25 protein-coding genes and 1 riboswitch are annotated in these 24,979 nt (G+C 43.3%); of the genes, 10 read left to right on the forward strand and 15 right to left on the reverse strand.

What is annotated here, in order from left to right; genetic code table 11:
• Positions 1 to 20: 20 nt before the first annotated feature.
• The 8 genes from modB to moaA all read right to left on the reverse strand — a co-directional run bounded on the left by modB (position 21) and on the right by moaA (position 5,044).
• A complete protein-coding gene (modB, locus tag AC0L6N_RS08790) occupies positions 21 to 713 on the reverse strand; it encodes a molybdate ABC transporter permease subunit (RefSeq protein ID WP_473480567.1) in 693 nt (230 codons plus the stop codon).
• Positions 703 to 1,452 carry a molybdate ABC transporter substrate-binding protein gene (modA, locus tag AC0L6N_RS08795; protein ID WP_473480570.1) on the reverse strand — a complete coding sequence of 250 codons (750 nt, stop codon included), beginning with the start codon at positions 1,450 to 1,452 and terminating at the stop codon, positions 703 to 705. Before modA ends, modB begins: the two co-directional genes overlap by 11 nt.
• 37 nt (positions 1,453 to 1,489) lie before the next feature.
• Positions 1,490 to 1,954, reverse strand: a complete 465-nt coding sequence (gene moaE / locus AC0L6N_RS08800; protein WP_473480572.1) for a molybdopterin synthase catalytic subunit MoaE — start codon at positions 1,952 to 1,954, stop codon at positions 1,490 to 1,492.
• Positions 1,955 to 1,957: 3 nt separating this feature from the next.
• The gene (locus tag AC0L6N_RS08805; RefSeq protein ID WP_473480574.1) at positions 1,958 to 2,203 is read right to left on the reverse strand and encodes a MoaD/ThiS family protein; all 246 of its coding nucleotides are present in this window, start codon (positions 2,201 to 2,203) and stop codon (positions 1,958 to 1,960) included.
• Positions 2,200 to 2,700 (reverse strand): cyclic pyranopterin monophosphate synthase MoaC, encoded by a 501-nt coding sequence (gene moaC, locus AC0L6N_RS08810; protein ID WP_473480576.1) that lies wholly within the window; start codon positions 2,698 to 2,700, stop codon positions 2,200 to 2,202. Before moaC ends, AC0L6N_RS08805 begins: the two co-directional genes overlap by 4 nt.
• Positions 2,701 to 2,703: 3 nt before the next feature.
• Positions 2,704 to 3,249, reverse strand: a complete 546-nt coding sequence (gene moaB / locus AC0L6N_RS08815; RefSeq protein WP_011574962.1) for a molybdenum cofactor biosynthesis protein B — start codon at positions 3,247 to 3,249, stop codon at positions 2,704 to 2,706.
• Positions 3,250 to 3,363: 114 nt separating this feature from the next.
• Entirely contained in the window at positions 3,364 to 4,056 is a 693-nt protein-coding gene (locus tag AC0L6N_RS08820) for a molybdenum cofactor guanylyltransferase (protein WP_473480578.1), read from the reverse strand.
• A 19-nt stretch (positions 4,057 to 4,075) separates the two neighbouring features.
• Positions 4,076 to 5,044 (reverse strand): GTP 3',8-cyclase MoaA, encoded by a 969-nt coding sequence (gene moaA, locus AC0L6N_RS08825; protein WP_473480580.1) that lies wholly within the window; start codon positions 5,042 to 5,044, stop codon positions 4,076 to 4,078.
• A riboswitch (molybdenum cofactor riboswitch) is annotated at positions 5,038 to 5,220 on the reverse strand. (Overlaps the previous gene by 7 nt.)
• A gap of 373 nt (positions 5,221 to 5,593) precedes the next feature.
• On the opposite strand from moaA, the gene AC0L6N_RS08830 reads away from it, so the two are divergent.
• From AC0L6N_RS08830 to AC0L6N_RS08855, 6 genes are all read left to right on the forward strand, one after another.
• Positions 5,594 to 6,484 carry a kinase gene (locus tag AC0L6N_RS08830; protein WP_473480582.1) on the forward strand — a complete coding sequence of 297 codons (891 nt, stop codon included), beginning with the start codon at positions 5,594 to 5,596 and terminating at the stop codon, positions 6,482 to 6,484.
• On the forward strand, positions 6,477 to 7,301 hold the full coding sequence (locus AC0L6N_RS08835; RefSeq protein ID WP_473480584.1) for an HAD-IIB family hydrolase: 825 nt from the start codon (positions 6,477 to 6,479) through the stop codon (positions 7,299 to 7,301). Before AC0L6N_RS08830 ends, AC0L6N_RS08835 begins: the two co-directional genes overlap by 8 nt.
• Before the next feature lie 61 nt (positions 7,302 to 7,362).
• A complete protein-coding gene (locus AC0L6N_RS08840; RefSeq protein WP_473480586.1) occupies positions 7,363 to 8,592 on the forward strand; it encodes a glycosyltransferase family protein in 1,230 nt (409 codons plus the stop codon).
• A 25-nt stretch (positions 8,593 to 8,617) separates the two neighbouring features.
• On the forward strand, positions 8,618 to 10,378 hold the full coding sequence (locus AC0L6N_RS08845; protein ID WP_011574967.1) for a sugar phosphorylase: 1,761 nt from the start codon (positions 8,618 to 8,620) through the stop codon (positions 10,376 to 10,378).
• Positions 10,379 to 10,814: 436 nt separating this feature from the next.
• Positions 10,815 to 11,021: an EF-hand domain-containing protein gene (locus AC0L6N_RS08850; protein ID WP_011574968.1), complete on the forward strand. Its 207-nt coding sequence runs from the start codon at positions 10,815 to 10,817 to the stop codon at positions 11,019 to 11,021.
• 111 nt (positions 11,022 to 11,132) lie between these two features.
• Positions 11,133 to 11,351 carry an EF-hand domain-containing protein gene (locus AC0L6N_RS08855; RefSeq protein ID WP_473480589.1) on the forward strand — a complete coding sequence of 73 codons (219 nt, stop codon included), beginning with the start codon at positions 11,133 to 11,135 and terminating at the stop codon, positions 11,349 to 11,351.
• Positions 11,352 to 11,551: 200 nt separating this feature from the next.
• Here the strand turns inward: AC0L6N_RS08855 and AC0L6N_RS08860 are convergent, their stop codons facing one another.
• Entirely contained in the window at positions 11,552 to 12,535 is a 984-nt protein-coding gene (locus AC0L6N_RS08860) for an NAD(P)H-quinone oxidoreductase (RefSeq protein ID WP_473480591.1), read from the reverse strand.
• Positions 12,536 to 12,635: 100 nt separating this feature from the next.
• Between AC0L6N_RS08860 and AC0L6N_RS08865 the strand changes: the two genes are divergently transcribed.
• On the forward strand, positions 12,636 to 13,823 hold the full coding sequence (locus tag AC0L6N_RS08865) for a class I SAM-dependent rRNA methyltransferase (protein WP_011574971.1): 1,188 nt from the start codon (positions 12,636 to 12,638) through the stop codon (positions 13,821 to 13,823).
• A 132-nt stretch (positions 13,824 to 13,955) separates the two neighbouring features.
• On the opposite strand, the gene AC0L6N_RS08870 is transcribed toward AC0L6N_RS08865, so the two are convergent.
• The 3 genes from AC0L6N_RS08870 to AC0L6N_RS08880 form a co-directional block, all read right to left on the reverse strand.
• Positions 13,956 to 14,258: a PilZ domain-containing protein gene (locus AC0L6N_RS08870; protein WP_006993337.1), complete on the reverse strand. Its 303-nt coding sequence runs from the start codon at positions 14,256 to 14,258 to the stop codon at positions 13,956 to 13,958.
• Positions 14,259 to 14,373: 115 nt separating this feature from the next.
• Complete coding sequence (gene hrpA, locus AC0L6N_RS08875; RefSeq protein WP_473480594.1) at positions 14,374 to 18,297, reverse strand: ATP-dependent RNA helicase HrpA; 3,924 nt, start codon at positions 18,295 to 18,297, stop codon at positions 14,374 to 14,376.
• 98 nt (positions 18,298 to 18,395) lie between these two features.
• Positions 18,396 to 18,815, reverse strand: coding sequence for a CBS domain-containing protein (locus AC0L6N_RS08880; protein ID WP_011574973.1), 420 nt, complete (start codon positions 18,813 to 18,815; stop codon positions 18,396 to 18,398).
• A gap of 231 nt (positions 18,816 to 19,046) precedes the next feature.
• On the opposite strand from AC0L6N_RS08880, the gene sbcB reads away from it, so the two are divergent.
• Both sbcB and AC0L6N_RS08890 read left to right on the forward strand, forming a co-directional pair.
• Positions 19,047 to 20,477 carry an exodeoxyribonuclease I gene (gene sbcB, locus AC0L6N_RS08885; protein WP_473480596.1) on the forward strand — a complete coding sequence of 477 codons (1,431 nt, stop codon included), beginning with the start codon at positions 19,047 to 19,049 and terminating at the stop codon, positions 20,475 to 20,477.
• 150 nt (positions 20,478 to 20,627) lie between these two features.
• Positions 20,628 to 22,286 carry a DUF342 domain-containing protein gene (locus AC0L6N_RS08890; protein WP_473480598.1) on the forward strand — a complete coding sequence of 553 codons (1,659 nt, stop codon included), beginning with the start codon at positions 20,628 to 20,630 and terminating at the stop codon, positions 22,284 to 22,286.
• A gap of 95 nt (positions 22,287 to 22,381) precedes the next feature.
• On the opposite strand, the gene AC0L6N_RS08895 is transcribed toward AC0L6N_RS08890, so the two are convergent.
• Positions 22,382 to 22,645 (reverse strand): hypothetical protein, encoded by a 264-nt coding sequence (locus AC0L6N_RS08895; RefSeq protein ID WP_041713709.1) that lies wholly within the window; start codon positions 22,643 to 22,645, stop codon positions 22,382 to 22,384.
• 126 nt (positions 22,646 to 22,771) lie between these two features.
• On the reverse strand, positions 22,772 to 23,644 hold the full coding sequence (locus AC0L6N_RS08900; RefSeq protein ID WP_473480600.1) for an NAD(P)-dependent oxidoreductase: 873 nt from the start codon (positions 23,642 to 23,644) through the stop codon (positions 22,772 to 22,774).
• Between the two features lie 76 nt (positions 23,645 to 23,720).
• Between AC0L6N_RS08900 and AC0L6N_RS08905 the strand changes: the two genes are divergently transcribed.
• Positions 23,721 to 24,206, forward strand: a complete 486-nt coding sequence (locus AC0L6N_RS08905) for a glutathione peroxidase (RefSeq protein ID WP_473480602.1) — start codon at positions 23,721 to 23,723, stop codon at positions 24,204 to 24,206.
• Between the two features lie 14 nt (positions 24,207 to 24,220).
• Here the strand turns inward: AC0L6N_RS08905 and AC0L6N_RS08910 are convergent, their stop codons facing one another.
• Positions 24,221 to 24,979, reverse strand: coding sequence for a methyltransferase domain-containing protein (locus AC0L6N_RS08910; protein ID WP_473480605.1), 759 nt, complete (start codon positions 24,977 to 24,979; stop codon positions 24,221 to 24,223).

Below are 24,979 nucleotides of genomic sequence, written 5' to 3' on the forward strand. Positions count from 1 at the left end.
GTGATAAATTCACAGCGTTATCATAAAATTGTATATTTTCCCCTGCGCCTCATCATACTCAAAGACAACAAAACCACAAAAGCAAAGCCAACTAACATTAACGCCACATTATTTGCGGCGTCCATTTGATTGGTTTCAATTAAATCGTAAAGCAGGATAGATAAAACACGCGTTTCACTTTCTATATTGCCGCCAATAAGCAGTACCACACCAAATTCACCCACCGTATGGGCGAACGCTAAAATACAACCTGTGGTAATACCATGTTTGCTTAAAGGTAAAATGATACGCCTGAATGTGCTGGTTTTACTCGCTCCTAAGGTATGACTGGCGTCTAAGAGGTCGCGATCCACTTTTAAAAATGCGTCTCGTATTGGTTGCACCATAAATGGCAAACTATACAAAATAGAGCCTAAGAGTAAGCCGTAAAAAGAGAAAACCAACGTTGTGTCGAATGCCGAGACCCACGCGCCTCCTAAAAGATGCTGTGGAGAAAACAACACAAGAAGATAAAAACCTAGCACAGTAGGTGGCAAAATTAACGGTAAAGTCACGCATGCTTCAATAACGGGTTTTACGGGATTGTTCGATTGGCTTAACCACCATCCCAAAGGAATTGAAATAACCAGTAGCACCAAGGTCGTTGCACTCGCGAGTTTCAACGTTAGTAACGTGGCGAGCCATATCTCACTGCTTACAAAATTACTGAGCATCAGGCTTTACTCCCGAATCAGTTTGCATCTCACTACTCTGATAACCCCTTTTTGCTATAAGCCCTTGCCCTTTTGTACCGAGAATATATTGGTACAGTGCGAGGGTCTCTTTTGTTTGTTGTTCAGTGCGCCCCTGTTGCTTGATAATGACCATTTGTTGGTTTATCGGTGAGTAAAGGTGACTGGGCAGTAACCAGTACTCTTCGGTGGCACTTATAATACTTAATACTTGACTGAGCGCGACAAATCCGGCTTGAGCGGCCCCTGTTTGTATATAATGTGCCGTTTGGGAAACGTTATTCCCCATCACGATACTAAGCCTCAACTGATCATACTTTTCGAGCTTTTTTAACGCTTGCTCAGCGGCTAAACCAAAAGGTGCAAGCTTAGGGTTCGCAATAGCAAGCTTACCCGTCAACGTATCCAGTGAGCTAGGGGCAACATTTGTTTGGCCCTTGATCCATAATACAAGCTGGCCTAACGCATAATTTTTGCGTGTGTTTTTTTCCACTAACGATTTTTGTTCAAGTCGCCTCGGGCGTTCGCTATCAGCGGATAAAAATAGGTCGAAGGGCGCGCCTCTTTCTATTTGGGCGTATAAAACCCCAGTGGAAGCGCTTGAAATACTGACTTTTATGCTTGGATGTTCTAACGTAAACTGTTCAATGAGCAACGTTAGGGTCGGCTTAAAATTCGCTGCAACCGCTACTTTTACATCTGCAACTACGCTCATACTCATACATGCTGTCATTATAAACACGAATACGCAGCTGATCTTACTCATCGCTAGTCCATCGCTGACGGGCTGCGGTATCACTGATATTTGCCTGAACCCACTTTTCCCCTAACGCTGTTGATTCTTTTTTCCAAAAGGGAGCCTCTGTTTTCAAATAATCCATTATGAATTGCGCAGCTTCAAAGGCATCTTTACGATGCATCGATGTCACACCCACGAAAACAATCTGGTCTCCCTGAGCCAAATGCCCCACACGGTGAATAAGTATGATTTTACCAAGACCCCACCGAGCGCGAGCCTGCGACACAATCTGCTGCAAACTGATTTGGGTCATGGCCGGATAGTGTTCTAAAAACAAGTCCCCCACTGCCAGCCCTTGATTAAAATCTCGCACTAAACCACTAAAGGTCACGATAGCGCCATTGCTTAGACTGTCTTGTCTGAGGGCGTTGTAAAGTACACCATGATCGAAATCTTCTGTTTGAACCGCTATGATATCACTCACTTTCTATCCTCCCGTTACGGGCGGGAAAAACGCGACTTCATCCCCATCAACCAGTGACGTGTTTTCATTTCCAATTGCCTGGTTAACGGCAACCAGAGTGGCATCAGCGGATAGATACTCGCCCCAGTGAGGGTGATGTAACACCAAAGTCTGCTTCAGGTTAGCGACATCCCCCACGGACTCGGCGACTTCTGTTGAGCCAGTTTGCACTTGATCTTTCAATTGACCGAAAAAGAGAACCTTGATCATGACGTTGCAACCTCTTTTCGTTGCCAAAGACCGCTCTTGCCCCCTTGCTTTTCGAGCACTTTAATTCCGTCGATGGTCATTGATGGGTCCACCGCTTTACACATATCAAATAAGGTCAGCGCGGCGACAGAAACCGCGGTAAGAGCTTCCATTTCTACCCCTGTTTGTCCCGCTAGTTTGCACATAGCCGTAATTTCGATGCCACTGTTATCTTCAAGGTTTGTAAAGTCTATTTGCACTTTGGTTAGCATCAGCGGATGGCACAATGGAATTAAATCACTGCACTTTTTAGCGCCCTGAATACCTGCGATACGCGCAACAGCAAAGACGTCTCCTTTGGCGTGTTGCTTGTTGTTAATGAGAGACAATGTTTGTGGCGACATCAATACTCTGCCTTGAGCATAAGCAACGCGCTGCGTAACTGACTTATCGGTGACATCCACCATGTTCGCTTCGCCTTGCTGATTAACGTGGGACAACATTTTATCTTGCGCCATCCGTTACCCCCGAGTTTCACAAGGTGTTGCATTAACGTCTTTCAAATGCACGATGAAATTACAAGGCCTGTGAGTTGAGTTGAGTTGTTGCTGCAATATGCCTGTCCACGCGGTTCGACATGCTCCAGTGGAGCCAGGCATACAAAATATTGCAGTACCATTGGCCATGCCTGCTAAAGCGCGGGATTGCACTGTAGAGGTACCAATCTCCGTATAGGATATGTACCTAAATAGTTCACCAAACCCTTCAATTTCCTTATCAAATAATACCGATAAGGCTTCTGGTGTAGTATCCCTAGCCGTAAAGCCTGTGCCACCCGTGACCAGTACTACTTGTACATCAGTTGAGGCGATCCAGTTAGATACCCTCGCTCTGAGCTGGTACTTATCATCTTTTACAATACGCTTATCTACTAACCGATGTCCGTCGGCTTCTAATGCACTCACTAAGTAAGCACCGGATGTATCCGTATCTTCATCTCGCGTATCTGACACAGTCAGTACCGCAATATTGAGTGAGATAACATCTGAATTGTTCGTGTGTCCCATAAATATCCTAGATTTTTGGAGTACGTTTTGAGCAACGTACAAAATTGTTTAGTAGCGAATAGTCCGCAACGTTTACTGCACCGCTGGTTATCGTTAAGCACTGAGTCAAGGTATTTAGCCCGAAGTAAAGCTTCGATTTAATTCAAGCCACTGCTCTGGCGAGTTAATATTATCAAACTCGTTTGGATGAATATCACCAGGAATAGCTATTGCATTGGCGTGATTTTTTTCAAACATATTAAATAAAGACAATGATTTACCTTCGCGCAATACACATTCTAAAGATGTAAATAAGTCAGTTTTACATGGGATGTAAACAGGTAAATTAAACCCTGTGAAATGCACGATCACGTCGCTTTGCGTGCCCACAGATACCAATGCTTTCAATGTGTTTGGAGTGACATTTGGCATGTCTACCGGCAACACTAATAGTCCCATGGCCTGTTGCACATCATCACCACTACGTTCGGTAACTTGCCCAGGATGTCGCTCAGCGAGATAGCTCATCCCAGCGTGAACCCCCGCTAAAGGGCCACAATCTGGATAAATATCATGGATATGCTCAGGCTCTTTGCCACTCACTAATACAGTCCCTACTCCGGCATGGGTTAATAGATCTTGTGCATGACTGAGTAAGGTTTGATTTGTGTCTTTAAGCCGAAGCAGGCTTTTATCTTGCCCCATGCGCGATGACAAACCGCCCGCGAGCACCAAGCCAAAGATGCCAATGCTGTAGTCATCAGGCGATACCGACGTTGATGAGCTTTCGCTCACATCAATCGTCGTGTTAACTTGATTAACGTACATGAAATAAGCGGTTCAAGTGTTAGCCGCCCAGCATTGCAAGGTGCTTAGTGGCGCCAGTATAACCATCATGCAGGAAGTGAGTGGATTTTTTATCTCCTAGGAGTGTCCTTAACTCTTCTTGTAAACGCTGGGTATCATCGTCAGCAATATACTCACGTATATCAAGGCCCTGTTCACTGAACAAACACAGGTGCAGTTTACCCAAGGCTGAAATTCTAAGGCGGTTACAGCTCGCGCAGAAGTCTTTGCTATAGGGCATAATAAGACCAATACGCCCCTTATAGTCAGGGTGAGCAAACTCTTGCGCTGGCCCCGCGGCTTTATCGCGAATAATTTGCTGCCATCCCTCACTGATAAGTTGCTCTTTAATGGGCAAACCAGAGGCGTGGTTCTTATCAAAAAACAATTGATTATCACCGGTTTGCATTAATTCTATAAAGCGCAACGTAATTGGGGTTGTTTTGATCCACTTTAAGAACGCGGATAACTCATGCTGGTTAAAGTGGCGCATCAAAACAGCATTGACTTTCACTGTCACCCCAAGCTCTAAGGCTCTATCAATTCCGCGCAGAATAACATCTAGTTTATCGTGGCCAGTGATAGACGCGAACATACGGGGGTCCAAGCTGTCAATACTGACATTCATTTGTGTCAGGCCAGCTTCTACCCAGCTGTCGATATGATCAGGTAATTTATAACCATTCGTCGTGATCGCGACCTGCTTGATGCCCGGGGTATTTGCGCAGGCACGAATGGCTTCTGGCAAATCTTTTCGTAGCGAAGGCTCGCCACCCGTTATACGAATTTTGCTGGTGCCTAGTTTCGCAAAGGCACCTGCAATGCGTTTAATTTCAATCAGAGACAAGAAATCCCTGTCGGTATCGCACTGATACCCATCAGGTAGACAGTACTCACAACTAAAATTACACACATCAGTAATGGACAGCCGCAGGTAATGAAACCGGCGACCAAATTTATCTTGCAACATATTCACTAACACCTTTCCAAATTGAAGTTGCCGGGCCTTATCGCCTTGGCACTTACGGGGAGGCTGTTTGATTTCTCTCACAACCCTGGCGAATGACACATTCTTGCGAACGCACTTCGCGGCCAACATACCTTGTCTTCTGATTTAGGTATGAAGGCTCGGAGTTAAACCACCTGTATATCTACTTTATTAATTTCGACCCACTATTTTTACCACACTTAGGGCGCTTAAAGCTATTAGCGCTGAGTTTAACCAGCATAATAGTTGTGTACAAATATGTATGTGACACTCATCACCCCGGCGCAAAGACGAAGTCTGTTTAGCGCGTGCGTTTTTTAGCGTTATATCCCTACCTCACTATATTAACGCAATAGAGACTCACTGCGCTTTTCACATCTTAAAATTCATGCCGCTTAGCCCAGAAATAGCAGCCAAGCATACTCATTGATAGTGATTGGCATGTATGTTGATTGCTTAGATGTGTCATAGCATATTAAATATGGTTAATGAGCAGCAACATTGGTGCATAACAAGGGAGAGAACGTAAATATGTTAACCGAATTTACTGATAAACATCAGTTAAGTAAGGACTTTTTACACGATGCAAGAAAATGGTACATACCGCTTGCTGAAAACATCGCCAAGCACCAATCTGGTGCATGCGCGCCCTATTTTTTAGGCATCAATGGATGCCAAGGGTCTGGTAAATCAACATTATCCGAGTTTCTGGCCAGTTACCTTACACAAGAGCATGGTTTAAAAGTGGTTGTCATGTCACTTGACGACTTTTATCTAGATCAATCCCAGCGCAATGCTATTGCCGTCAAGGTGCACCCACTATTCAAAACACGCGGTGTGCCAGGCACACACGATATAGCATTAGCGTCACAGGTACTTTCATCGCTACACAGCGGCGTTGCCACATCAATCCCTCGGTTTAATAAAGCCGATGACAATCCCGCTCCGGTGAGTCAATGGCAACAGATTGACGAACAGGTAGATGTGGTTATTTTTGAAGGTTGGTGCTGGGGCGTTGAAGCACAGAATGAGGCACAACTTATCGCTCCCATCAATGCCCTTGAAGACGAACAAGATGAGACGGGTGTGTGGCGCCGATTCGTTAATAAACAATTGGCGCAAAACTACGTACCACTTTATGCGAACATGGATTATTGGGTGATGCTCAAGGCACCTTCTTTTGAGAGCGTCTATGCGTGGCGATTGGAACAAGAGCACAAATTACATGCCTCCCTCTCGACCGCAGATTCTAGTACTGGAAGCAAAGTAATGAGCGATGAGCAAGTGTTAGCCTTCATACAATATTATCAACGCCTAACTGAACATGGTTTATCAACGCTGCCACAAAAATGTGACCTCGTGTTCAGTTTAAATTCAGCGCGCAGAATCACTGCACTTACACGAAGAGGTGTTCATGCTTAAACAGTTACTCGTGTTTACCGATATGGATGGCACATTGTTGGATCATAACACTTACAGTTATGCGCCAGCACTGAACATGCTGGATATCCTTAGAAGCAAACACATTCCAGTCATCCCTACCACAAGCAAAACCAAAGCAGAATTAGACTCTCTTATGGCAGAGCTAAAACTTAATGGTCCACTTATCGTAGAAAACGGCGCTGCGGTTTTTATCCCTCAGCATTTAATGAAGACACAGCCCGAAGGTACAAAGAGCATAGAAGGCTTTTGGGTCAAAGAATTTGCTCAACCTCGCTCGCATTGGCTGGCATTAATTGCCAGTGTTGAAAGTGACTTTTCAGGAGAGTTTTTGCAGTTTTCTACCATGGGCGAGCAACAACTCATAGAGCACACCGGACTTAGCCCTAATAATGCAAAGCTGGCCAACACCCGTATGTTTAGTGAGCCCGTTAAATGGCTCGGGTCGCCAGATAGAAAGCGCGAGTTTGTCACTCAGTTGCAGCAACTGGGTGCTACCGTGTTGCAAGGCGGTCGCTTTCTTGGTGTGTCAGGACTATGCGATAAAGGAATTGCCTTGCAATGGTTAGTCACGGCATTCCAACGTCATATTGGGCACAGTGCAACTTTGAGTGTCGCGTTAGGCGATAGCAACAATGATGTGGCTATGCTGGAAGCCAGTAACATTGCGGTACGTATTAAATCACCCACCCATTCGTTTCCACCACTTGAGAGAACAACAGGTGTCTACGATAGTACATTAGAAGGACCTTCAGGCTGGACTGAATGTTTATCTAAAATTCTGATCAATGAAAGTTAGTATAAAGCTCAACTTTTATTAATTTACTTATTATTTTTATCCTAGAACCAAAGGAATCATCATGGCTGACTTTTATCAAAACGGCATTGTTACCACATTACATAACTTATCTGAAAGACCCGTTGAAGATTTAGAAAAAGAACTAGTGAGTTTTGCTAGGAGGCGTCCGATGGCGCTCATATTACCTTCATTGTTTTCTGAGCTAGAAGGAGAGGCGTTACCGCATATTGTTTCAGAGATTTCTAAAGTCCCCTACCTTTCTCAAGTCGTTATCGGCTTAGACCGAGCAGATAAAGAACAATATAGGCATGCACTGGGCTTTTTCGACAAACTTGGACAGAACCACCGTATCTTGTGGAATGACGGACCTCGTCTCAAAGCGTTGGACGAAGAGCTAGCTCAAATGGGCCTTGCGCCAAAAGAGTTAGGAAAGGGCCGTAATGTTTGGTACTGCATGGGTTACATTCTTGCCACAGGCACGGCTGAATCAGTCGCGTTACATGATTGCGATATATTAACCTATGACAGAAGTCTGCTAGCGCGATTGATTTATCCAGTAGCGAATCCACAATTTAACTATGAGTTTTGTAAAGGCTATTACGCCCGTGTTGCTAACGGCAAAATTAATGGTCGTGTATCACGATTGCTCGTCACCCCCATGCTCAGAGCTTTAAAGCGTGTGATTGGCAACACCGATTATCTCGATTTTATGGACAGCTTCCGCTACCCCCTAGCCGGCGAATTCTCCTTCAGACGCGACGTTTTAAATGATATTCGTATTCCTAGCGACTGGGGTCTTGAGATTGGTGTGTTATCAGAAATGCACAGAAACTATTCAAGCAATCGCCTGTGCCAAGCAGATATTGCCAAAACATATGATCATAAGCATCAAGATCTTTCAGCTGACAATGACGCAGGTGGTTTGTCGAAAATGTCTATCGACATTACCAAGGCCATGTTTAGAAAGCTAGCGACTCAGGGTGAAACATTCAACATGGAAACGTTCCGTTCTATCAAAGCGACGTATTACCGAATCGCTTTAGATTTTGTCGAAACCTATCATAACGATGCCATCATGAATGGCTTGTCACTGGATATTCACAACGAAGAAAAAGCGGTTGAGTTGTTTGCCCAGAACATTATGAAGGCAGGCGAAAGTTTCTTAGATAATCCAATGGAAACCCCATTCATCCCAAGCTGGAACCGTGTGGTAAGTGCTATGCCTAATGTATTGGAGCGGCTAAAAGACGCTGTTGAACAAGATTATAACGAGTGTAAAGAATCCCTTTAGAACAACAATAATGAATGGTGAAGCAATGCAAAGTACTTATGACCAATTAGCCGAGTTAGTCGAACATCATTTGGCTGTTATTTACAATGAGGTTGAGCTGAGTGTTACCTATCAAACATTCGCCCAAGATCTGTTGACTACGATGGGGTTTGAAAAGGACGTATCAATCGCACCTCCTTTACGCCACCACAATAATTGGACGCAAGAAGATGCCGTGCTGATCACTTATGGCGATTCAATTGAATCGCCTGGGGAGAAGCCATTAACGACCCTTTACACCTTTTTAAATGAATGCTGTGCGAAGAACTTGAACAGCGTGCATATATTACCGTTTTTTCCTTACAGTTCAGATGATGGCTTTTCTGTGATCGACTATTCTAGTGTGAACGAAGCATTAGGCGATTGGGAAGACATCAAACGGATCGCGACAGACTTTAGGTTAATGTCAGATGTGGTAATTAACCATTGTTCTTCGCGAAGCGCTTGGTTTGATAACTTCATTAAGGGTGAAGGACCAGGCAGCGACTTCTTCTACACGGCAAGTCCAGATGAAGACCTATCAAATGTGGTCAGGCCTCGTACGTCTCCTCTATTACGTGAGACTGAAACAGCAAAAGGTATCGAGCATGTTTGGTGCACATTCAGTCACGATCAAGTTGATTTTGATTTTCGTAATCCCAAAGTGTTAGAAACTTTCGTTTCAATCATTCGTCAATATTTGGATAATGGCGTCAGGCTGTTCAGGCTGGATGCCGTGGCTTTTTTATGGAAAAAACTTGGCACACCTTGTATCAACTTAGAACAAACCCATGAAGTGGTAAGATTACTGCGCACACTTATTGAACATGCGCAGCCAGATGTGATTATTATCACAGAAACGAATATACCAAATAGAGAAAACTTAGCTTACCTTGGCAATGCCAATGAAGCTCATGCGATCTACAATTTCTCTTTGCCCCCATTGTTGGTAAATACTCTCATTACGGGTGATTGTCATTACCTGAAGTCATGGTTAATGAGCATGCCCCCCGCGCAAAACGGCACTACCTATTTTAATTTTATTGCATCCCATGATGGAATCGGCCTACGACCAGCTGAAGGCTTATTAGAAGACGAGGAGCTCACGGTACTCGTAAACACTATGCAGAATTTTGGCGGTAGGATTTCGTGGCGTGCTTCTGAAAATGGGCAGCAAAAAGCGTATGAAATTAATATTGCATTATATGACGCTCTTCAGGGTACAACAAAGGGAACGGATAAATGGGGCTTCCAGCGTTTTATGTGCGCCCATGCGATTATGCTTGGTTTAGAAGGGATCCCTGGGATCTATATTCACAGTTTATTGGCTACAGGTAATGATTACGAACGGGTTAAAAATACCAGTCATAACCGCGCTATAAATCGTCACAAATGGCAATATACTGAATTACAGAAGCAATTAGCATCGCCCTACTCCCAACACCAACGCGTATTGAAGGCCATGGGTGAGCTACTCACCATACGCCGCCAGCAGGTGGCATTTCACCCTAACGCTACACAATTTACCTTGCAGTTAGGAAGTAAAGTATTTGGTTTCTGGCGTCAGAGTATCGATAGAAGACAAAGCATATTTTGTATCAGTAATATTTGTGATGAGATACAAGAAATACACTTAAGTGATATTAACTTAGTAGGTACCGACGAGTGGATAGACTTAATGACGCAGCAACCCATTTATGCTGCAGACAGTTTCATTGAACTAGCACCATATCAAACGATGTGGATCAGCAACTTACCTAAACGTTAAATAGCCAAATCCTTCTTACCTTTGGCGGCAAAATAAATGAGGCAATGCGCACTATATGTTTCCTTTATTTTGTTGCTTTTTCGCTACGCGTAACCAATTTAACTCCATTTAAATAATTGATATTTAACAATTTTTGTTTCAACTCGGAATTTGTGTAACTGTTTTAGCACTATAACATTAAATTATCAACGTCCGCTTTGTATCTAGGCCGCTCACCCCCTTATAACTCATTGAAAATTATGCACTATTCTTAGTTGGCATGAAGCGTGTAACCGTTTAGCTGAGTTTAGGAGCGAGTTCGGCATATATATAAATGCTTCTACCCGATCTGAACCGCCGAGCAAGTCCGCTCTTTAAATTTGTCAGACCGGATTCAATAGAATCAGGTATAGCTACGAAAACCTAGCTAAATGTTTAGCCATAAGGAATCGATAAGATGAAAAAGTTAATTGTTATTACTAGCCTACTTTTCGCCTCAAACTGTGTATTGGCACAAGACGATATAATGGACGCGTTAGACACGGATAATGACGGTCGCATTAGCCTAGAAGAAGCCTCCTCAGATGCGGCCCTGTCTTCGGTTTTTACCGAGTTAGATGTGAACAAAGATGGTTACCTTAGCGCCAGTGAGTTAGAGAACTAAACCCTTATTGCCTTGGTCGCAAGATTGTAGCCTATTGAAATCAGCGTAACGTTAAAACAGTCCTAGCGCCTTACAAAGTAAACGACATTCTTAAATAACGTGGAGAAACGAATGAAAAAAATTATTACAGCGGGTGTTCTCGCCCTAACGTCAGTAGGCGCATTTGCCGCAACGGATATTTTTGCTGCTTTAGATGTAAACGAAGACAATATGTTAAGTGCAAAAGAAGCCAGTATTGATACTACTTTGGCCACTATATTCAACGAATTAGATAGCAACAAGGATGGATTTGTCTCTAAAGAGGAGTTCAGTGTGCTTCAACAGCAATAATTCTTATCGACGTTGTAATCGATAAAATGAGGTTAGAGGCTGTTTATTGTCTCTAACCTTCCATTTCATAGTCTATATTTTCAAACAATCGATGATAAATCTGTGACCTACCTTCCAAACAGTTCGTCACGAGACGTGCGCCAGACCTCTTTTAAGACATTTAACATCGCGCCAAGTAAGCAACCTTGTAGCGAGATAGATTAATTCCAACTAACAACCAATTTACCCATGGTGTCATTTCGTTCGAGGCGTTCGTGCGTCAATGCAATATCTTTTACGTTATATTGGGTGTCGATAACAGGTCTTAAAGCACCATTGTCAAAATCAGCCAAAAACCTGTGACAAAAGTCATGTATTAAAACGCTTTTGTATTCGTCGCTCCGGCTTCGCAGCGTAGAGCCTGTGATGGTGGCGCGTTTCGCAAGCATCAGGGCCATGTCTACTTTGTCGGCATAGCGACCGGCCAACATAGCTAAGTACACTATCGTTCCATCAGCGTTGAGGATTTTTAAGTTTCGATTCAAATAATCCCCTGCAACAAAATCAATAATAACGTCGACTCCGCCTTGCTCGAAACATTCAGCAAAATTTTGAGTTTTGTAATTTATCAGTCGATCGGCGCCATACTTTTCGCATACCGCAAGTTTTTTCTCAGTTGATGCGGTAACACTGACATGACAACCATCCGCTTTTGCTAATTGAATCGCGGCAAGACCCACAGCACTCGCTCCAGCATGTATAAGAACCCGCTGCCCAGTTTTTAATCCGCCCACTTGAAACAAACTTTGGTATGCCGTTAAGAAAACCTCGGCGATACCAGCGGCACTCGGCATATCCACGTTTTTAGGCTTAGGCATTAAGTGTTCAGAATTGACCGCCACATATTGGGCATAACCGCCGCCAGCCACAAGCGCAAAGACTTCATCGCCTATTTGCCAACGGGAAGACTCGTTATCAGCAGACATACCAAGACTTACAATTTCCCCTGATACCTCAAGACCAAGAATTGGACTTTCCCCTCTTGGTGCTGGGTATTTACCTTGGCGCTGTAATGTATCAGCGCGGTTAATACCAAAGCTGTGTACCTTAACTAACACTTGCCCCTGTTTGAGGGTAGGTTTTGTAGTATCATTAACAAAAAGCGTGTCCGTTGCCGTCCCTTCTTCATAATCGATAAATTGCATGAATTCTCCATTGAATTTTTTGTTTAATTTGTACCATTGATAATGTGATTTTGCGCCACGCTCATCTACTTTCAATTTGTATGCTGGAAACCACCACACTATGTCATCACGCGTTACACTTCACCCCGGTCGAGAAAAGTCTTTATTACGTCGTCACCCTTGGATATTTGCCAGTGCAATTGAGAGCACTAAAGGCCGAATGAATCTCGGCGATACCGTCGATGTTTATAGTCACGAAGACGTATGGCTAGGCCGCGGAGCCTACTCACCACATTCTCAGATACAAGTTAGAATATGGACGTTTACGCAAAATGAAAGTGTCGACAACGGTTTTTTTCAACGTCGTATCGCTAGAGCCCAACAATCCAGAGAAGAGCTAATTGAGCGACATGGTTTAACCGGATACCGTTTGATTGCCGCTGAATCAGATGGCCTACCAGGGGTGACCATCGATGTTTATGCCAATGTTATCGTCTGCCAACTGCTCTCAGCAGGGGCTGATAAACATAGAGAAAAAATAGTTTGGGCGCTAAAAGCACAATTTCCTGAGCATGGCATATATGAGCGAAGTGATGTAGCAGTGCGCAAAAAAGAGGGATTAGAAGAAATCACCCAAGTGCTTGCTGGCGACATACCGGATGAAGTCATCATTGAAGAAAATGGTGTAAAAATCATCGTCAATGTGAAACAAGGTCATAAAACGGGTTTCTATTTAGATCAGCGCGATAACCGCGCTATCGCCGCTCAATATGCCAAAGATCGTGACGTATTAAACTGCTTTTGCTACACAGGCACATTCGGTAGTTATGCACTTGCTGCTGGTGCGTGTAGCGTTACTAGTTTAGATGTATCTGACCTTGCCCTTGAAACGGCTAAACGCAACGTGGATATTAACCAGCTAGATAGTTCAAAATGTGAGTTTATTAATCATGATGTATTTCAAGCATTACGTGATTACAAAGCACAGTCTAAACAGTTTTCCCAAATTATACTCGACCCACCTAAATTCGTAGACTCTAAGGCTTCGCTAAATAGAGCCTGTCGTGGATACAAAGATATCAACATGCTGGCAATGCAGATCATGGCCCCTGGCGGCATTCTAGCCACATTTAGCTGTTCAGGTTTAATGCCCTTCGATTTGTTTCAAAAAGTCGTAGCGGATGCTGCATTAGATGCTGGCCGAGAAGTACAAATAATCCAGCGCTTATCACAAGCGCCTGATCATCCGGTCTCAACAAACTACCCTGAGGGGTTTTACTTGAAGGGATTAATCTGCAAAGTGCTGTGAGGTACTATTGTGAGGCGTTATAGAAATACTTAACAAGCGCTACTTCTAAGGTTAGCGCTTGTTTATTTTCCTACGCTTTGCTCAGCGTCCTAGACCTTTATAACTGAGATTAACAGCCCGTTATGTCTAAGGCTAATTCATCTCAGTAATTTCGACGCCAATTACGCAGGTGCTGTCTTCATTGCACTCAGAGCGCACCACGCGTGCTTTGGCTGACAAGGAAGGGATTTGGCTGTTTGTTGATTCAATATAAACGTCAACAGCGGTACCGATTTCTACGGATTGCTCTTCCACTTCAAATGACATGCCTGTAGCACTTATATCCTTACATACTGCGTGCAACGTACGACTCGACTCATCGTCGTTAACCACAATCTCGCAAGCTGAATTGACCATCATGCGAAAAAAATTACGTTTGTCGTTGTAGCCTAACATCAAAAATTCCGTCCTAGTTTATTGCCTACTCTGTGTTTATAGGGTGCGGATTAAGCAATGTCAACGGACTTTTCTTAATCCACTCAGTTAAATATATAGATTGCCTCTAAATGAGCTAATTAGCGTCTAATTGGCTGATAATCCGTTTGGTTGATATCGGCATAGCTGTGCCTAATTGCTGGGCAAAGAATGACACTCTAAGCTCTTCTATCATCCAGCGAACTTCTTTTAATTCATCAGGTATAGGTACGCCGGCAGGGATTTTCTGCAACCGCTTTGTATACTCACCGTGCACTTTTTCTACGTTCAATTGATGCAAGCGGTCTTTTGTTGGGTCGATAGGTAGTTTTTCGATTCGTCTGGCGATCCCTTCAATGTAGCGTTGCCAATCGCTCAAACGTCGAGCACCGATATCACTTACAAACCCGTTGAATACTAGGCTGTCTAAATGCTGCTTTATATCCCCATAAGCATTGATCATCGCCATCGGCACATTACCCTTCATTTTCTTCTTGATTTGGTGCGCTTTGGTTAGGCCGGTTTCAACTTTCTGGGCGATGGTTAACACGCTATCATTTATTTCGCTGCGAACATGCTCGCTACAGGCGTGAAAGGCTTCTGGCGTGCGAATGTCACCGTGAAGGTCACGGTAGCTTTCTATCAGCTCGTCTGTTGCGGCCGCGATGACATCATCAATCAGGGCAGCAACCTTCCCGAATGGGTTAAAGTACAAACCGAGCTTAGCTTTATTAGGCAGTTTTTCATGCAGATATTTAATAGGAGATGGAATCGATAACAAAATTAACTGTCGTAATCCTAGCTGATGCGCTTCGAGTGCCATATGCGGCTTATCAAACAGTTTTATCGCTACTGCATTTTTTTCAGACACCAATGCGGGGTACGCTTTTACATTAAAACCACTTTGCTTACTGACATATTCGGTGGGTAACTGCTCAAAATCCCACTGGGTTATGCCTGACCTTTCTAAACCAGGTTTCGCCATTTTACTCAGGCTCTGCTTAACTTTTCCCTGTAACTGGTGCTGTAACGCTTGCAGATCCCTACCTTGTTGCACGACCTTGTTATTATCGTCTAGCACTTTAAAATTAAACCGCAGATGAGAAGGTAGGCTATCTACCTGCCATTCTTCTAATTCAACTTCTACGCCAGTCATGCGCTTTAACTTTTGGCTGATTGCACTTAGAAAAGCGATAGGTTGGCCTTTCTTATCTATCGCAGAGATATCGGACAAACAAGCATCCGCGTAGTTAGGTGCGGGTACAAAGTTTCGTCGAAGACGTTTTGGTAATGATTTAATAAGAGTGACGATAAGCTCGTGACGTAGCCCAGGCACTAACCAATCAAACCCCACAACAGACAACTGGTTTAATAGGGAAAGCGGCACCAATAAATTGACACCATCATCTATATCCGTGGGGTTGAAGTGATAATCTAGACGCAGAGTTAAATTGCCTTGCTGCCACGTTTCAGGGAAATCATATGCATGTGACTTTGTCGGTGAGTTCTTAAGCAGCATTTGCTTTGAATAGGTTAGCAAGTCGGGCTGGGTGTTTTTAGTTTTGCCCCACCATTTCTTAAAACTGGCCTCGCTGCATACATGTGTAGGAATAAGCTGAGCATAAAAATCAACCAACGCCTCTTCATCCACCAACAAGTCGCGGCGGCGTGTCTTATCCTCTAACCCTTTAATTTCATCCACTTCTAACTGGTTTTCAGTTAAAAAATCGTCATTTAACTTAGTATCTTGATTAACCAAGGCCTCTCGTATGAATATTTCACGACTGATAACTGGGTCTATTTGGCTGTAAACAACGCGACGTTTAGAAACTAAAGGTAAGCCGTACAAAGTCACACTTTCAAACGCTTGGACAACTCCTTGCTTCTTCGACCAATGTGGCTCACTGTAATTACGTTTAATTAAATGAGGCGCGAGTGACTCCAGCCATTGAGGTTCAATTTTTGCGCCCATTCGACCAAATAGTCGGGATGTATCCACAAGCTCAGCAACCATCACCCATTTAGGACTCGCTTTGGCAATTCCTGACCCAGGAAATAACATGAACTTGCCGTTACGTGCGCCAAGGTATTCCTTGTCTTTATCTTTATTGCCGATATGAGATAGCAATCCAGCAGCCATCGCTTGGTGAATAGCTTGATAATCCGCATCTGCCTGGCTGATACTAAACCCAAGCTCTGCGATAGATTTTTTCAACTGGCTTACAATGTCTTGCCACTCTCGCATGCGTAAATAGTTAATGAAGTTTTGCTTGCACCACTTGCGTAATTGATTGTTGGTCAGCTCGACTTGTTTTGCTTTAAATTCTAACCAAAGCGTTAATAAGGCTAAAAAGTCAGACTCTTTATTGGCAAATGCTTGGTGTTTCTCATCAGCCGCTTGCCGTTTATCTTGTGGGCGCTCTCGCGGGTCTTGAATGCTTAAACCAGCAGTAATAATAGATACGTCTCGCATACTATTGAGTTTTTCTGCTTCGACAATCATCCGTGCATAGCGAGGATCAATGGGTAAACGCGCCATTTGCCGGCCGATGGTGGTTAAGTTTAACCGCCCTGTATTTTTCTCGACTCCACCAAGCTCTTCGAGCAGATTAAAACCATCATTGATACTGCGTGAGTCTGGCATCTGCACAAAGGGGAACTCGTCAATTTTGCCAAGGCCTAGCGCCATCATCTGTAAGATGACAGAGGCTAAATTCGTTCTTAGTATTTCAGGATCAGTAAACTCATTGCGATTGTTATAGTCATCTTCACTGTACAAACGAATACAGATACCATCTGATACGCGACCACAACGCCCTGCCCTTTGATTGGCGGAAGCTTGAGAAATCGGCTCAATTGGTAATCGCTGTACTTTACTGCGCACACTGTACCGTGAGATACGGGCCGTACCTGGGTCAATAACGTATTTAATCCCAGGCACTGTTAATGATGTTTCAGCGACGTTGGTGGCAAGCACGATGCGTCGACCCGAGTGAGATTGAAATATCTTGTTTTGTTCTGCTGCAGACAGCCTAGCGTAAAGTGGCACTACTTCAGTGTGCCGGAATTGTTGACGTGTCAGTGCATCTGCCATGTCGCGAATGTCTCTCTCACCACTCAGAAAGACTAAAATGTCTCCTTGGCTATGGTTACCCAGTTCATTCACCGCATCAATTATCGCTTGCGCTTGGTCCCTGTCGTTCTCACAGTCGTCATCTAGTAATGGTCTGTAACGCATTTCGACTGGGAAAGTTCGGCCGCTCACTTGAATAATCGGAGCATCATCAAAATGCTTTGAAAAGCGCTCAGGGTCGATCGTCGCTGAGGTGATGATCAACTTTAAATCCGGTCTTTTAGGCAGTAGTTGTTTCAGTATACCGAGGATAAAATCAATATTGAGGCTTCGCTCATGTGCCTCATCAATAATAATGGTGTCATACTGATTTAAAAATCTATCTTGTTGAATTTCCGCGAGCAAAATACCATCTGTCATTAACTTTACATAGGTACGGTCACTCACTTGATCTGAGAAACGAATTTTAAACCCGACTTCATTTCCTAGTTCGCTATGTAGTTCTTCTGCTATGCGGTTAGCGACGCTTCTAGCGGCGAGTCTTCGTGGCTGAGTATGGCCGATTAAACCACTTACACCTCGCCCTAACTCTAAACAAATTTTCGGAATTTGAGTTGTTTTACCCGAGCCCGTTTCACCTGCAATAATCACCACTTGATTATCGCGGATCGCATCTGAAATTTTCTGTTTTTGTTCAGTAACGGGTAAGTCTGGGTATTCTACCTTCGGAAGGTTAGCTTGCCTTTGCTCTTTTAATAACACCGACCTATCGATATCTTTACTCAACTTAGCGAGGGCTTCGTTTTTCTTTTTGTTATCGAATCGTTGAATCTGTTTAAAGCGGCGTTGAAAACGAAACCGATCCGACGCCATACACACTGACGTCAGTTCGTTTAATTGGGAATAAGTTAACGGAGCGCTTTGCGTTTCTGATAAATGTGAAGACAATAAAATTTGCTCATACTAGGGACAACCACAATGGGTGTTGATCCTAGAAGAATGAGAATTTAAATACTAGTACCGATTGGGTAAAACCCTAAAAAAGCCTAACCGGCTATACGGTATCCATCTCTTAGCTGCATATCTATTGCGTTCAAAAGTTGAGAGCGATTGATTGTTCCCAATAAATAACCGTCATCGTCAACGATTGGGTAAACCTTAGGTTTAGCGACTAACATTTTCTGCGCTTGTTCAATCACAGAGACGTAAGGACGAATTGAGATAACCTCCGTTTGCATAATGTCTTTTACCCGACAAACTTGCTCTCGGTAATAACTTGATTCGATCATTCTTACCAAACAGTCTTGCTCCGATAGGAAACCAACGACTTTATTCTTTTCGTCAACAACCGGACCACCCGTTTGGCCACTTTGTAGTAAACGTTCGACGGCTTCGGCTACAGACATTTCTAAGGAAAAGGTAACAGGGCGACAATTCATATAATCGCTAACTCGTAATGATTGCATAAATACTCCAAAGGTGAGCTACCATTTGAACAACAAATTGTTAACACACTTAGAGTTAAGCACAAATTGTCGGTTTTAATAGGCTTTATAGGTAGTACTTTAGTTTGTGCGAGATAAATAAATACAATGTTCAATTAAATTACATAGTTATGAACAAAAAACGGGGTTTAATTTGAGTTTGCAACGTAATTCTGTTGAGATCCCCTGAGAATCAAAACGATAAGGAATACTGTGTCTACACCATCGATATATTGGCACGATTACGAAACATGGGGCGTTAATCCTCAAAAAGATCCTGCATGTCAGTTTGCTGGTATTCGAACCGACTTGGATCTGAACATCATTTCCCAGCCTTTGATGATTTTCAACCAAATTCCAAATGATTATTTACCTAACCCACAGGCATGTTTGATCACAGGTATAACACCACAACATAGCTTGCGTGACGGCATGGTAGAGCCCGACTTTATCCAAAAGATACATCAAGAATTTTCGGCGCCTGAAACCTGTGTTGCTGGCTACAATAATATCCGTTTTGATGACGAAGTGACACGATACACTTTGTATCGAAACTTTTACGACCCCTACGGCCGCGAATGGCGCAATGGTAATAGTCGTTGGGATATTATCGATGTTGTTAGAGCCTGTTACGCACTTCGACCTGAGGGTATAGAGTGGCCATTAAAAGACGATGGTTCTCCTAGTTTTAAATTAGAAGATTTAAGCAAAGCGAATAACATTGAGCATGCTGCAGCCCATGATGCCATGTCGGATGTACACGCCACGATTGGTATGGCTAAACTCGTCAAAACGGCGCAGCCAAAATTATACGATTATTTGTTTAATTTACGGTTTAAGAAAAACGTTATTGCCCTTTTCGATATCAATGCACATACTCCTTTGGTACATATATCCTCAAAGCTACCAGCCATAAACGGGTGTTGTACGTGGATAGCCCCTGTTGCTCAACATCCTACCAATAAAAATGCCTTTATAGTGGTAAATCTAGCGTTAGACATTCAGCCCTTAATTGATTTGTCGGTGGACGAGATTATTGAAAAGCTCTACACCCCATCCAATATGCTTGAAGAAGGTGAACAACGTTTACCAATCAAATTAATTCATGTTAACAAAAGCCCTGTAATTGCTCCGGCTAAAACGTTAGATGAATCTAACGCGGCTAGACTCGGTATTGACCGAGAAGTGTGCCTAAGCAATCTAAAAGTACTCAAACAACACCCTGAGTTGGTTGCTAAACTGATTGCGGTTCACAGCACGACTAGAGATAACAAAGAACAGGACGCTGACCATGCTCTTTATAGCGGCGCATTCTTTAGTCCAAAAGATCGGGCTTTGATGGATCAAGTGTTACACAGTAGCCCTGAACAATTGGCCGACCTTACACTCCCCTTTGAAGATCCTAGATTAGACAATCTGCTGTTTTATTATAAAGCTCGAAATTTCCCCACATCGTTGAATGAGCAAGAACTGCAACGCTGGCAAAACCACCGTAAGTTCCGCTTGTTGGATGATACGTCACCGTCCAGTATTACGATGACGGATTACGTACAAACCTTAGAGTTACTCAGCGAACAGTATCAATCTAATAACGACAAATTAGCCATACTTAAAGCGTTATATACATACGCTGAACAACTTTAAGCAAGCTATTAATCACTGTATATTTCTAAATAATCATGCATTGTGGATTATGACCGATAATAAACACAGTGATGTCGACTTTATCTAAGTATTTGAGATTGTGGGTTGTAATGATGAAGTGTTTCAATATTTATAATGTAGGTGATTAAAATGGATGGAATAACCCTAACGGTTGATGAAACAAATACGCACCTTAGTGCGCACATTAACCCACAAGAGTTGGACGGTAAAATTGATTTTAAAAGCGTGTTGCAGGTTATAAAGAAAAGCGAGTACGCCGAGTTTTATCTGAATGATGATGCTATCCAAACGTTATTAGCCGATACGCAAACAGCAATTAAAACAGAAGCCAGCGGAACGCTCGTGGAGCGCGTAGGCGAACGGCAAGATAACGAGATTAGATGTAAGGTTGAAGAAGGCCAATTAAGCGCTAGTATGACGATCACAAAAGGCTACGGTGCACCTCTTTTAACCCTAACTGACTTAGTCGCACTTGCAAACAAAAGTAATATCGTACGCGGGTTGAGCACTAAACGTCTGCAGGCATTGCATCAATCTTATCTATCCTCAGCCTCGGGAGAATCTGTCAGTGCGACAATCGCCAAAGGTTTGCCGCCTAAAACAGGCCGTTCATCAAAGCTAAAACCGCTAGTACAAAATGCATTAGATCGCATATTGCGTCCTCAATCATCTCATCACGGTCGTGTTGATATGCGCAATTTAGGCGACATTATATGTGTAAAAGTCGGCACCGAATTATTGCGCAGAATGCCTCCCTCTGATGGTCGTTCAGGATATACCGTTACGGGTGAAACTATCCGCCCTAAAGCGGGGGAATGGATAACATTCAGGCCAGGTGATGGCACTATGATAAGCGATAAGGACGAGAATCTACTTATCGCAGAAATTTCAGGCATGCCTAAATTTAAAGATCAAAAGATGTGGGTAGACGATACCTATATCTGTAAAGGCGTTAACGTCGGTACAGGTAATGTCAACTATGACGGTGCGGTCTTGGTCAATGGCGATATCACAGAAAAAATGGAAATTATTGCAACCGGCGATGTAACCGTTAACGGTTTTGTTGAGTCTGCCACTATTCGTGCTGGTGGCGATATCATAATTACCGAAGGCGCAATGGGCAAAGTGAATGATGCTGGAACCGAGTACAGTACCACGTTACGCGCAAAAGGCAGTATTCATATTCAACATGGTCAAGGGCTGGATATAAAATGTGACGGTGGTGTAACCATTGGTCGTCAATTAGCGTTTAGTAAAGTCGTGTGTCGACAGGAAATGTTTGTTGGTCCGATTGATAAACCTAATGGAAATTTATTTGCGTGTTCTATCTTCAGTCAAAACCGAGTTCAAGCAGGTACGTTTGGCGCTGTTTCTGGTAGTAATCTAACGTTAGATTTCAGCGATGGGTTTAATTCACTTTTAGCGCGTAAAGACTCGCTGGACGAATTGGTTAGGCAAATTCGCCAAAACTGTAGTCGTCACGAAGATCGCATGAAGCTTATCCACAGCAAATTTATTCCTGATGACCTGAGAGACAAAGTCAGTGCAGCTCAAGAACTATTCGAAAACGAACACCAGTTAATGCAATGGCTTGAACGTAAGGCAGTTGAGCTTGCAGCAAATAAAGACGACTACCAGCAACGGATCATGGTATCGGCAAATAAACGTATTTACCCAGGTGTTGTGGTTAAGCTAAACAATCGAACTTGGCGAGCAGACAGAGAGTATGGAAAAGCGAATGTAAGTTTTCATGGACACCAGTGGCATTGTGAAGCGGTCACTACTTAACGAGCGATGAGTTGTGCCAGTTCCACCTAATGCGATTAACAAACAACGGCGCTATACGCGCCGTTTTTCGATAATTTTATGACTAAAACACGTTATTAGGACTGCTTCTTGGCATTTTCGATAGAGCGCTTAATAGATTCAACCTGAGCTTCACATTCACGTTTATTTTCACCTAACATATCCGCGCACTTTTGGCCTTCTCTAGGTTTTGTTTTGACTACGCCTGAAAAGATGGCAGAAGCTGCACATCCGGGTGCCCCATCGCATGTATCCGGTGCAGGAGCATGATAGCCATAGGGATACGAACAAGCGGTTAACCCGCTAATGGTCAAAAGTATCAATAGAGTTCTTATTTTCATAACGATTCCTTGTATTTTATTAGGTTTCTTAACCTTTCGGTCGCTGGTGTTCGTTAAGAGTGCTAACCATAAAAAGACTTAACTAACGATAAACAATAAAACGACATCATCTGGCGTTGAAGCTTATCAATGGCTTTTCAAACGAGTCAGTAAACTCGAAGTATCAAACCGACTCCCGCCCTGGCGTTGCACGTCAGCATAAAACTGGTCAACTAGCGCTGTCAGCGGCAGTGTGCTTCCGTTTTTTCTAGACTCATCAAGAGCAATCCCTAAATCCTTACGCATCCAATCTACTGCGAAACCAAAGTCGTACTCGCCCGCTAACATGGTTTTTGAGCGATTATCCATCTGCCATGATTGAGCTGCTCCCTGAGAGATAACATCGATGACCGACTCACAATCGAGCCCGGCATTTTGACCAAAGTGAAGCGCTTCAGCTAACCCTTGTACCACACCAGCGATACAAATTTGATTCATCATTTTTGCAAGTTGACCACTGCCTATTGAACCGAGTAATCGACTGAATTTAGCATAGGATGCAATGATAGGCTCCACTTGAGTAAAACTCGATTCGTCACCACCTAGCATGATTGTTAATTGTCCGTTTTCAGCCCCAGCTTGCCCGCCAGAAACGGGGGCATCTAAAAATGCCACCCCTTGGTGTGCCGATAATGTTGCAATTTCACGCGCCACATCCGCTGAAGCCGTTGTATGATCTACGATAATAGCCCCCTCTTTTGCGGTTGCTAAAATCCCGCTTTCTCCACAAACTACCGAACGCAAATCATCGTCATTACCAACACATATAAATATGATGTCAGCGTCTTTCGCCGCTTTTGCTGGGGTACTTTGTGATAGACCATCAAAACGCGCTAACCACTCCTGTGCTTTTGATTGAGTACGATTGTATACCGTGACTTCATAACCGGCTTTAGCAAGATGTCCAGCCATTGGAAAGCCCATTACACCGAGTCCAATAAACGCTATTTTTGTTGTCATAATGATGCTTTAAATCCTTGATAGTTTTCGTAAAAATGCCACTATATTACATCGCTTTAAAAACCGGAATTAAACCGTGAATAACATTTACCAATTTGCTGCCAAACACAACAACGGCCATGCCCTTTCAATGGATATATATCACGGTAAGGTGCTCTTGATTGTGAATACAGCAAGTAAGTGTGGATTTACGCCGCAATATGATGGATTGCAATCATTGCAGGAAACCTATGCCACGCAAGGGTTCGAGGTGCTGGGCTTTCCGTGTGATCAATTTGGGCATCAAGAGCCAGGTAATGATGAGGAAATTGAACAATTTTGTACAACTCAGTTTTCTGTTTCTTTTCCGCTATTTGCCAAGGTTGAAGTGAATGGCATTAATGCACACCCCTTATTCATGTACTTAAAGAAACATGCCCCAGGTATTTTTGGATCGACCCGCATCAAATGGAATTTCACCAAATTCTTAGTCGATTCACACGGTAACGTGGTTAAGCGCTATTCGCCTAAAACCAAGCCGGAACAGATTAAAAAGGACATTGAAGCGCTATTAAGCGCATAACAGTAACTTACTCTTCAGGCGTCTCTGCGCATAAGAATGTGGAAGTATTTGCCTAACCACATATAAGGCTCTTTATCACCGAATGCCATCTCGGCTTCTTTGAGTTGTTCATAGTGACTTTGTTGCATTGTGGGGTCTTTTAAGTAGTCGTGAAAGCAGCGGATCCCCGCCGTAGATATAATCGAAATGGGTTGTTTCTGCAAAAAATCAATCACAACTCTGGGTTGAAGCGGTTTGTTCGGACTCAGGCGTACCCGATTCCTCACCTTCATGCCTTGTTTAACGTAATCAAAATTTCCATAGAGTAAGTTGCCAAGCATTTGCGCATCTTTGTTAAAGAACGTTAGCGAGAAATAGCCGCCAATTTTCGTCATCGAAATTAGTTTTCGAACATTAACATAAGGATCATTTAACCATTCGAGTACAGCATGGCAAATGACTAAATCATATTCACAATCAGGTAAGCCTAATATATCGCTATGGATCACTGAAAGCGCGCTAGACTCACTGCATTTTTGCTTAGCGATGGCTAGTGCCTCATTTGAAATGTCACTCAAGGTTACATTCACCCCCGACTGAAGCAGTACCCGTGACATTTCACCTGTGCCACCACCAGCGTCAAGGGCGGTGCTTAATGTTGAAAAATCAATATTTTTGCGTAAATGATATTGAAGTAACTCGTGGCGCAAGCGCCCTTTGCTTGTTCCATAAATGTTCTTTTCAAACTTATCTGCAATGGCATCAAAATTTTGATCACGCTTTTCGCTGTGCAT

It is taken from the genome of Paraglaciecola sp. G1-13, from assembly GCF_055809255.1.

Bases quoted from the DNA above. Each gene is read 5' to 3' on its own strand.
- modB (WP_473480567.1), bottom strand. From the start codon at position 713: ATGCTCAGTAATTTTGTAAGCAGTGAGATATGGCTCGCCACGTTACTA.
- modA (WP_473480570.1), bottom strand. From the start codon at position 1,452: ATGAGTATGAGCGTAGTTGCAGATGTAAAAGTAGCGGTTGCAGCGAAT.
- AC0L6N_RS08805 (WP_473480574.1), bottom strand. From the start codon at position 2,203: ATGATCAAGGTTCTCTTTTTCGGTCAATTGAAAGATCAAGTGCAAACT.
- moaC (WP_473480576.1), bottom strand. From the start codon at position 2,700: ATGGCGCAAGATAAAATGTTGTCCCACGTTAATCAGCAAGGCGAAGCG.
- moaB (WP_011574962.1), bottom strand. From the start codon at position 3,249: ATGGGACACACGAACAATTCAGATGTTATCTCACTCAATATTGCGGTA.
- AC0L6N_RS08820 (WP_473480578.1), bottom strand. From the start codon at position 4,056: ATGTACGTTAATCAAGTTAACACGACGATTGATGTGAGCGAAAGCTCA.
- moaA (WP_473480580.1), bottom strand. From the start codon at position 5,044: ATGTTGCAAGATAAATTTGGTCGCCGGTTTCATTACCTGCGGCTGTCC.
- AC0L6N_RS08830 (WP_473480582.1), top strand. From the start codon at position 5,594: ATGTTAACCGAATTTACTGATAAACATCAGTTAAGTAAGGACTTTTTA.
- AC0L6N_RS08835 (WP_473480584.1), top strand. From the start codon at position 6,477: ATGCTTAAACAGTTACTCGTGTTTACCGATATGGATGGCACATTGTTG.
- AC0L6N_RS08840 (WP_473480586.1), top strand. From the start codon at position 7,363: ATGGCTGACTTTTATCAAAACGGCATTGTTACCACATTACATAACTTA.
- AC0L6N_RS08845 (WP_011574967.1), top strand. From the start codon at position 8,618: ATGCAAAGTACTTATGACCAATTAGCCGAGTTAGTCGAACATCATTTG.
- AC0L6N_RS08850 (WP_011574968.1), top strand. From the start codon at position 10,815: ATGAAAAAGTTAATTGTTATTACTAGCCTACTTTTCGCCTCAAACTGT.
- AC0L6N_RS08855 (WP_473480589.1), top strand. From the start codon at position 11,133: ATGAAAAAAATTATTACAGCGGGTGTTCTCGCCCTAACGTCAGTAGGC.
- AC0L6N_RS08860 (WP_473480591.1), bottom strand. From the start codon at position 12,535: ATGCAATTTATCGATTATGAAGAAGGGACGGCAACGGACACGCTTTTT.
- AC0L6N_RS08865 (WP_011574971.1), top strand. From the start codon at position 12,636: ATGTCATCACGCGTTACACTTCACCCCGGTCGAGAAAAGTCTTTATTA.
- AC0L6N_RS08870 (WP_006993337.1), bottom strand. From the start codon at position 14,258: ATGTTAGGCTACAACGACAAACGTAATTTTTTTCGCATGATGGTCAAT.
- AC0L6N_RS08880 (WP_011574973.1), bottom strand. From the start codon at position 18,815: ATGCAATCATTACGAGTTAGCGATTATATGAATTGTCGCCCTGTTACC.
- AC0L6N_RS08890 (WP_473480598.1), top strand. From the start codon at position 20,628: ATGGATGGAATAACCCTAACGGTTGATGAAACAAATACGCACCTTAGT.
- AC0L6N_RS08895 (WP_041713709.1), bottom strand. From the start codon at position 22,645: ATGAAAATAAGAACTCTATTGATACTTTTGACCATTAGCGGGTTAACC.
- AC0L6N_RS08900 (WP_473480600.1), bottom strand. From the start codon at position 23,644: ATGACAACAAAAATAGCGTTTATTGGACTCGGTGTAATGGGCTTTCCA.
- AC0L6N_RS08910 (WP_473480605.1), bottom strand. From the start codon at position 24,979: ATGCACAGCGAAAAGCGTGATCAAAATTTTGATGCCATTGCAGATAAG.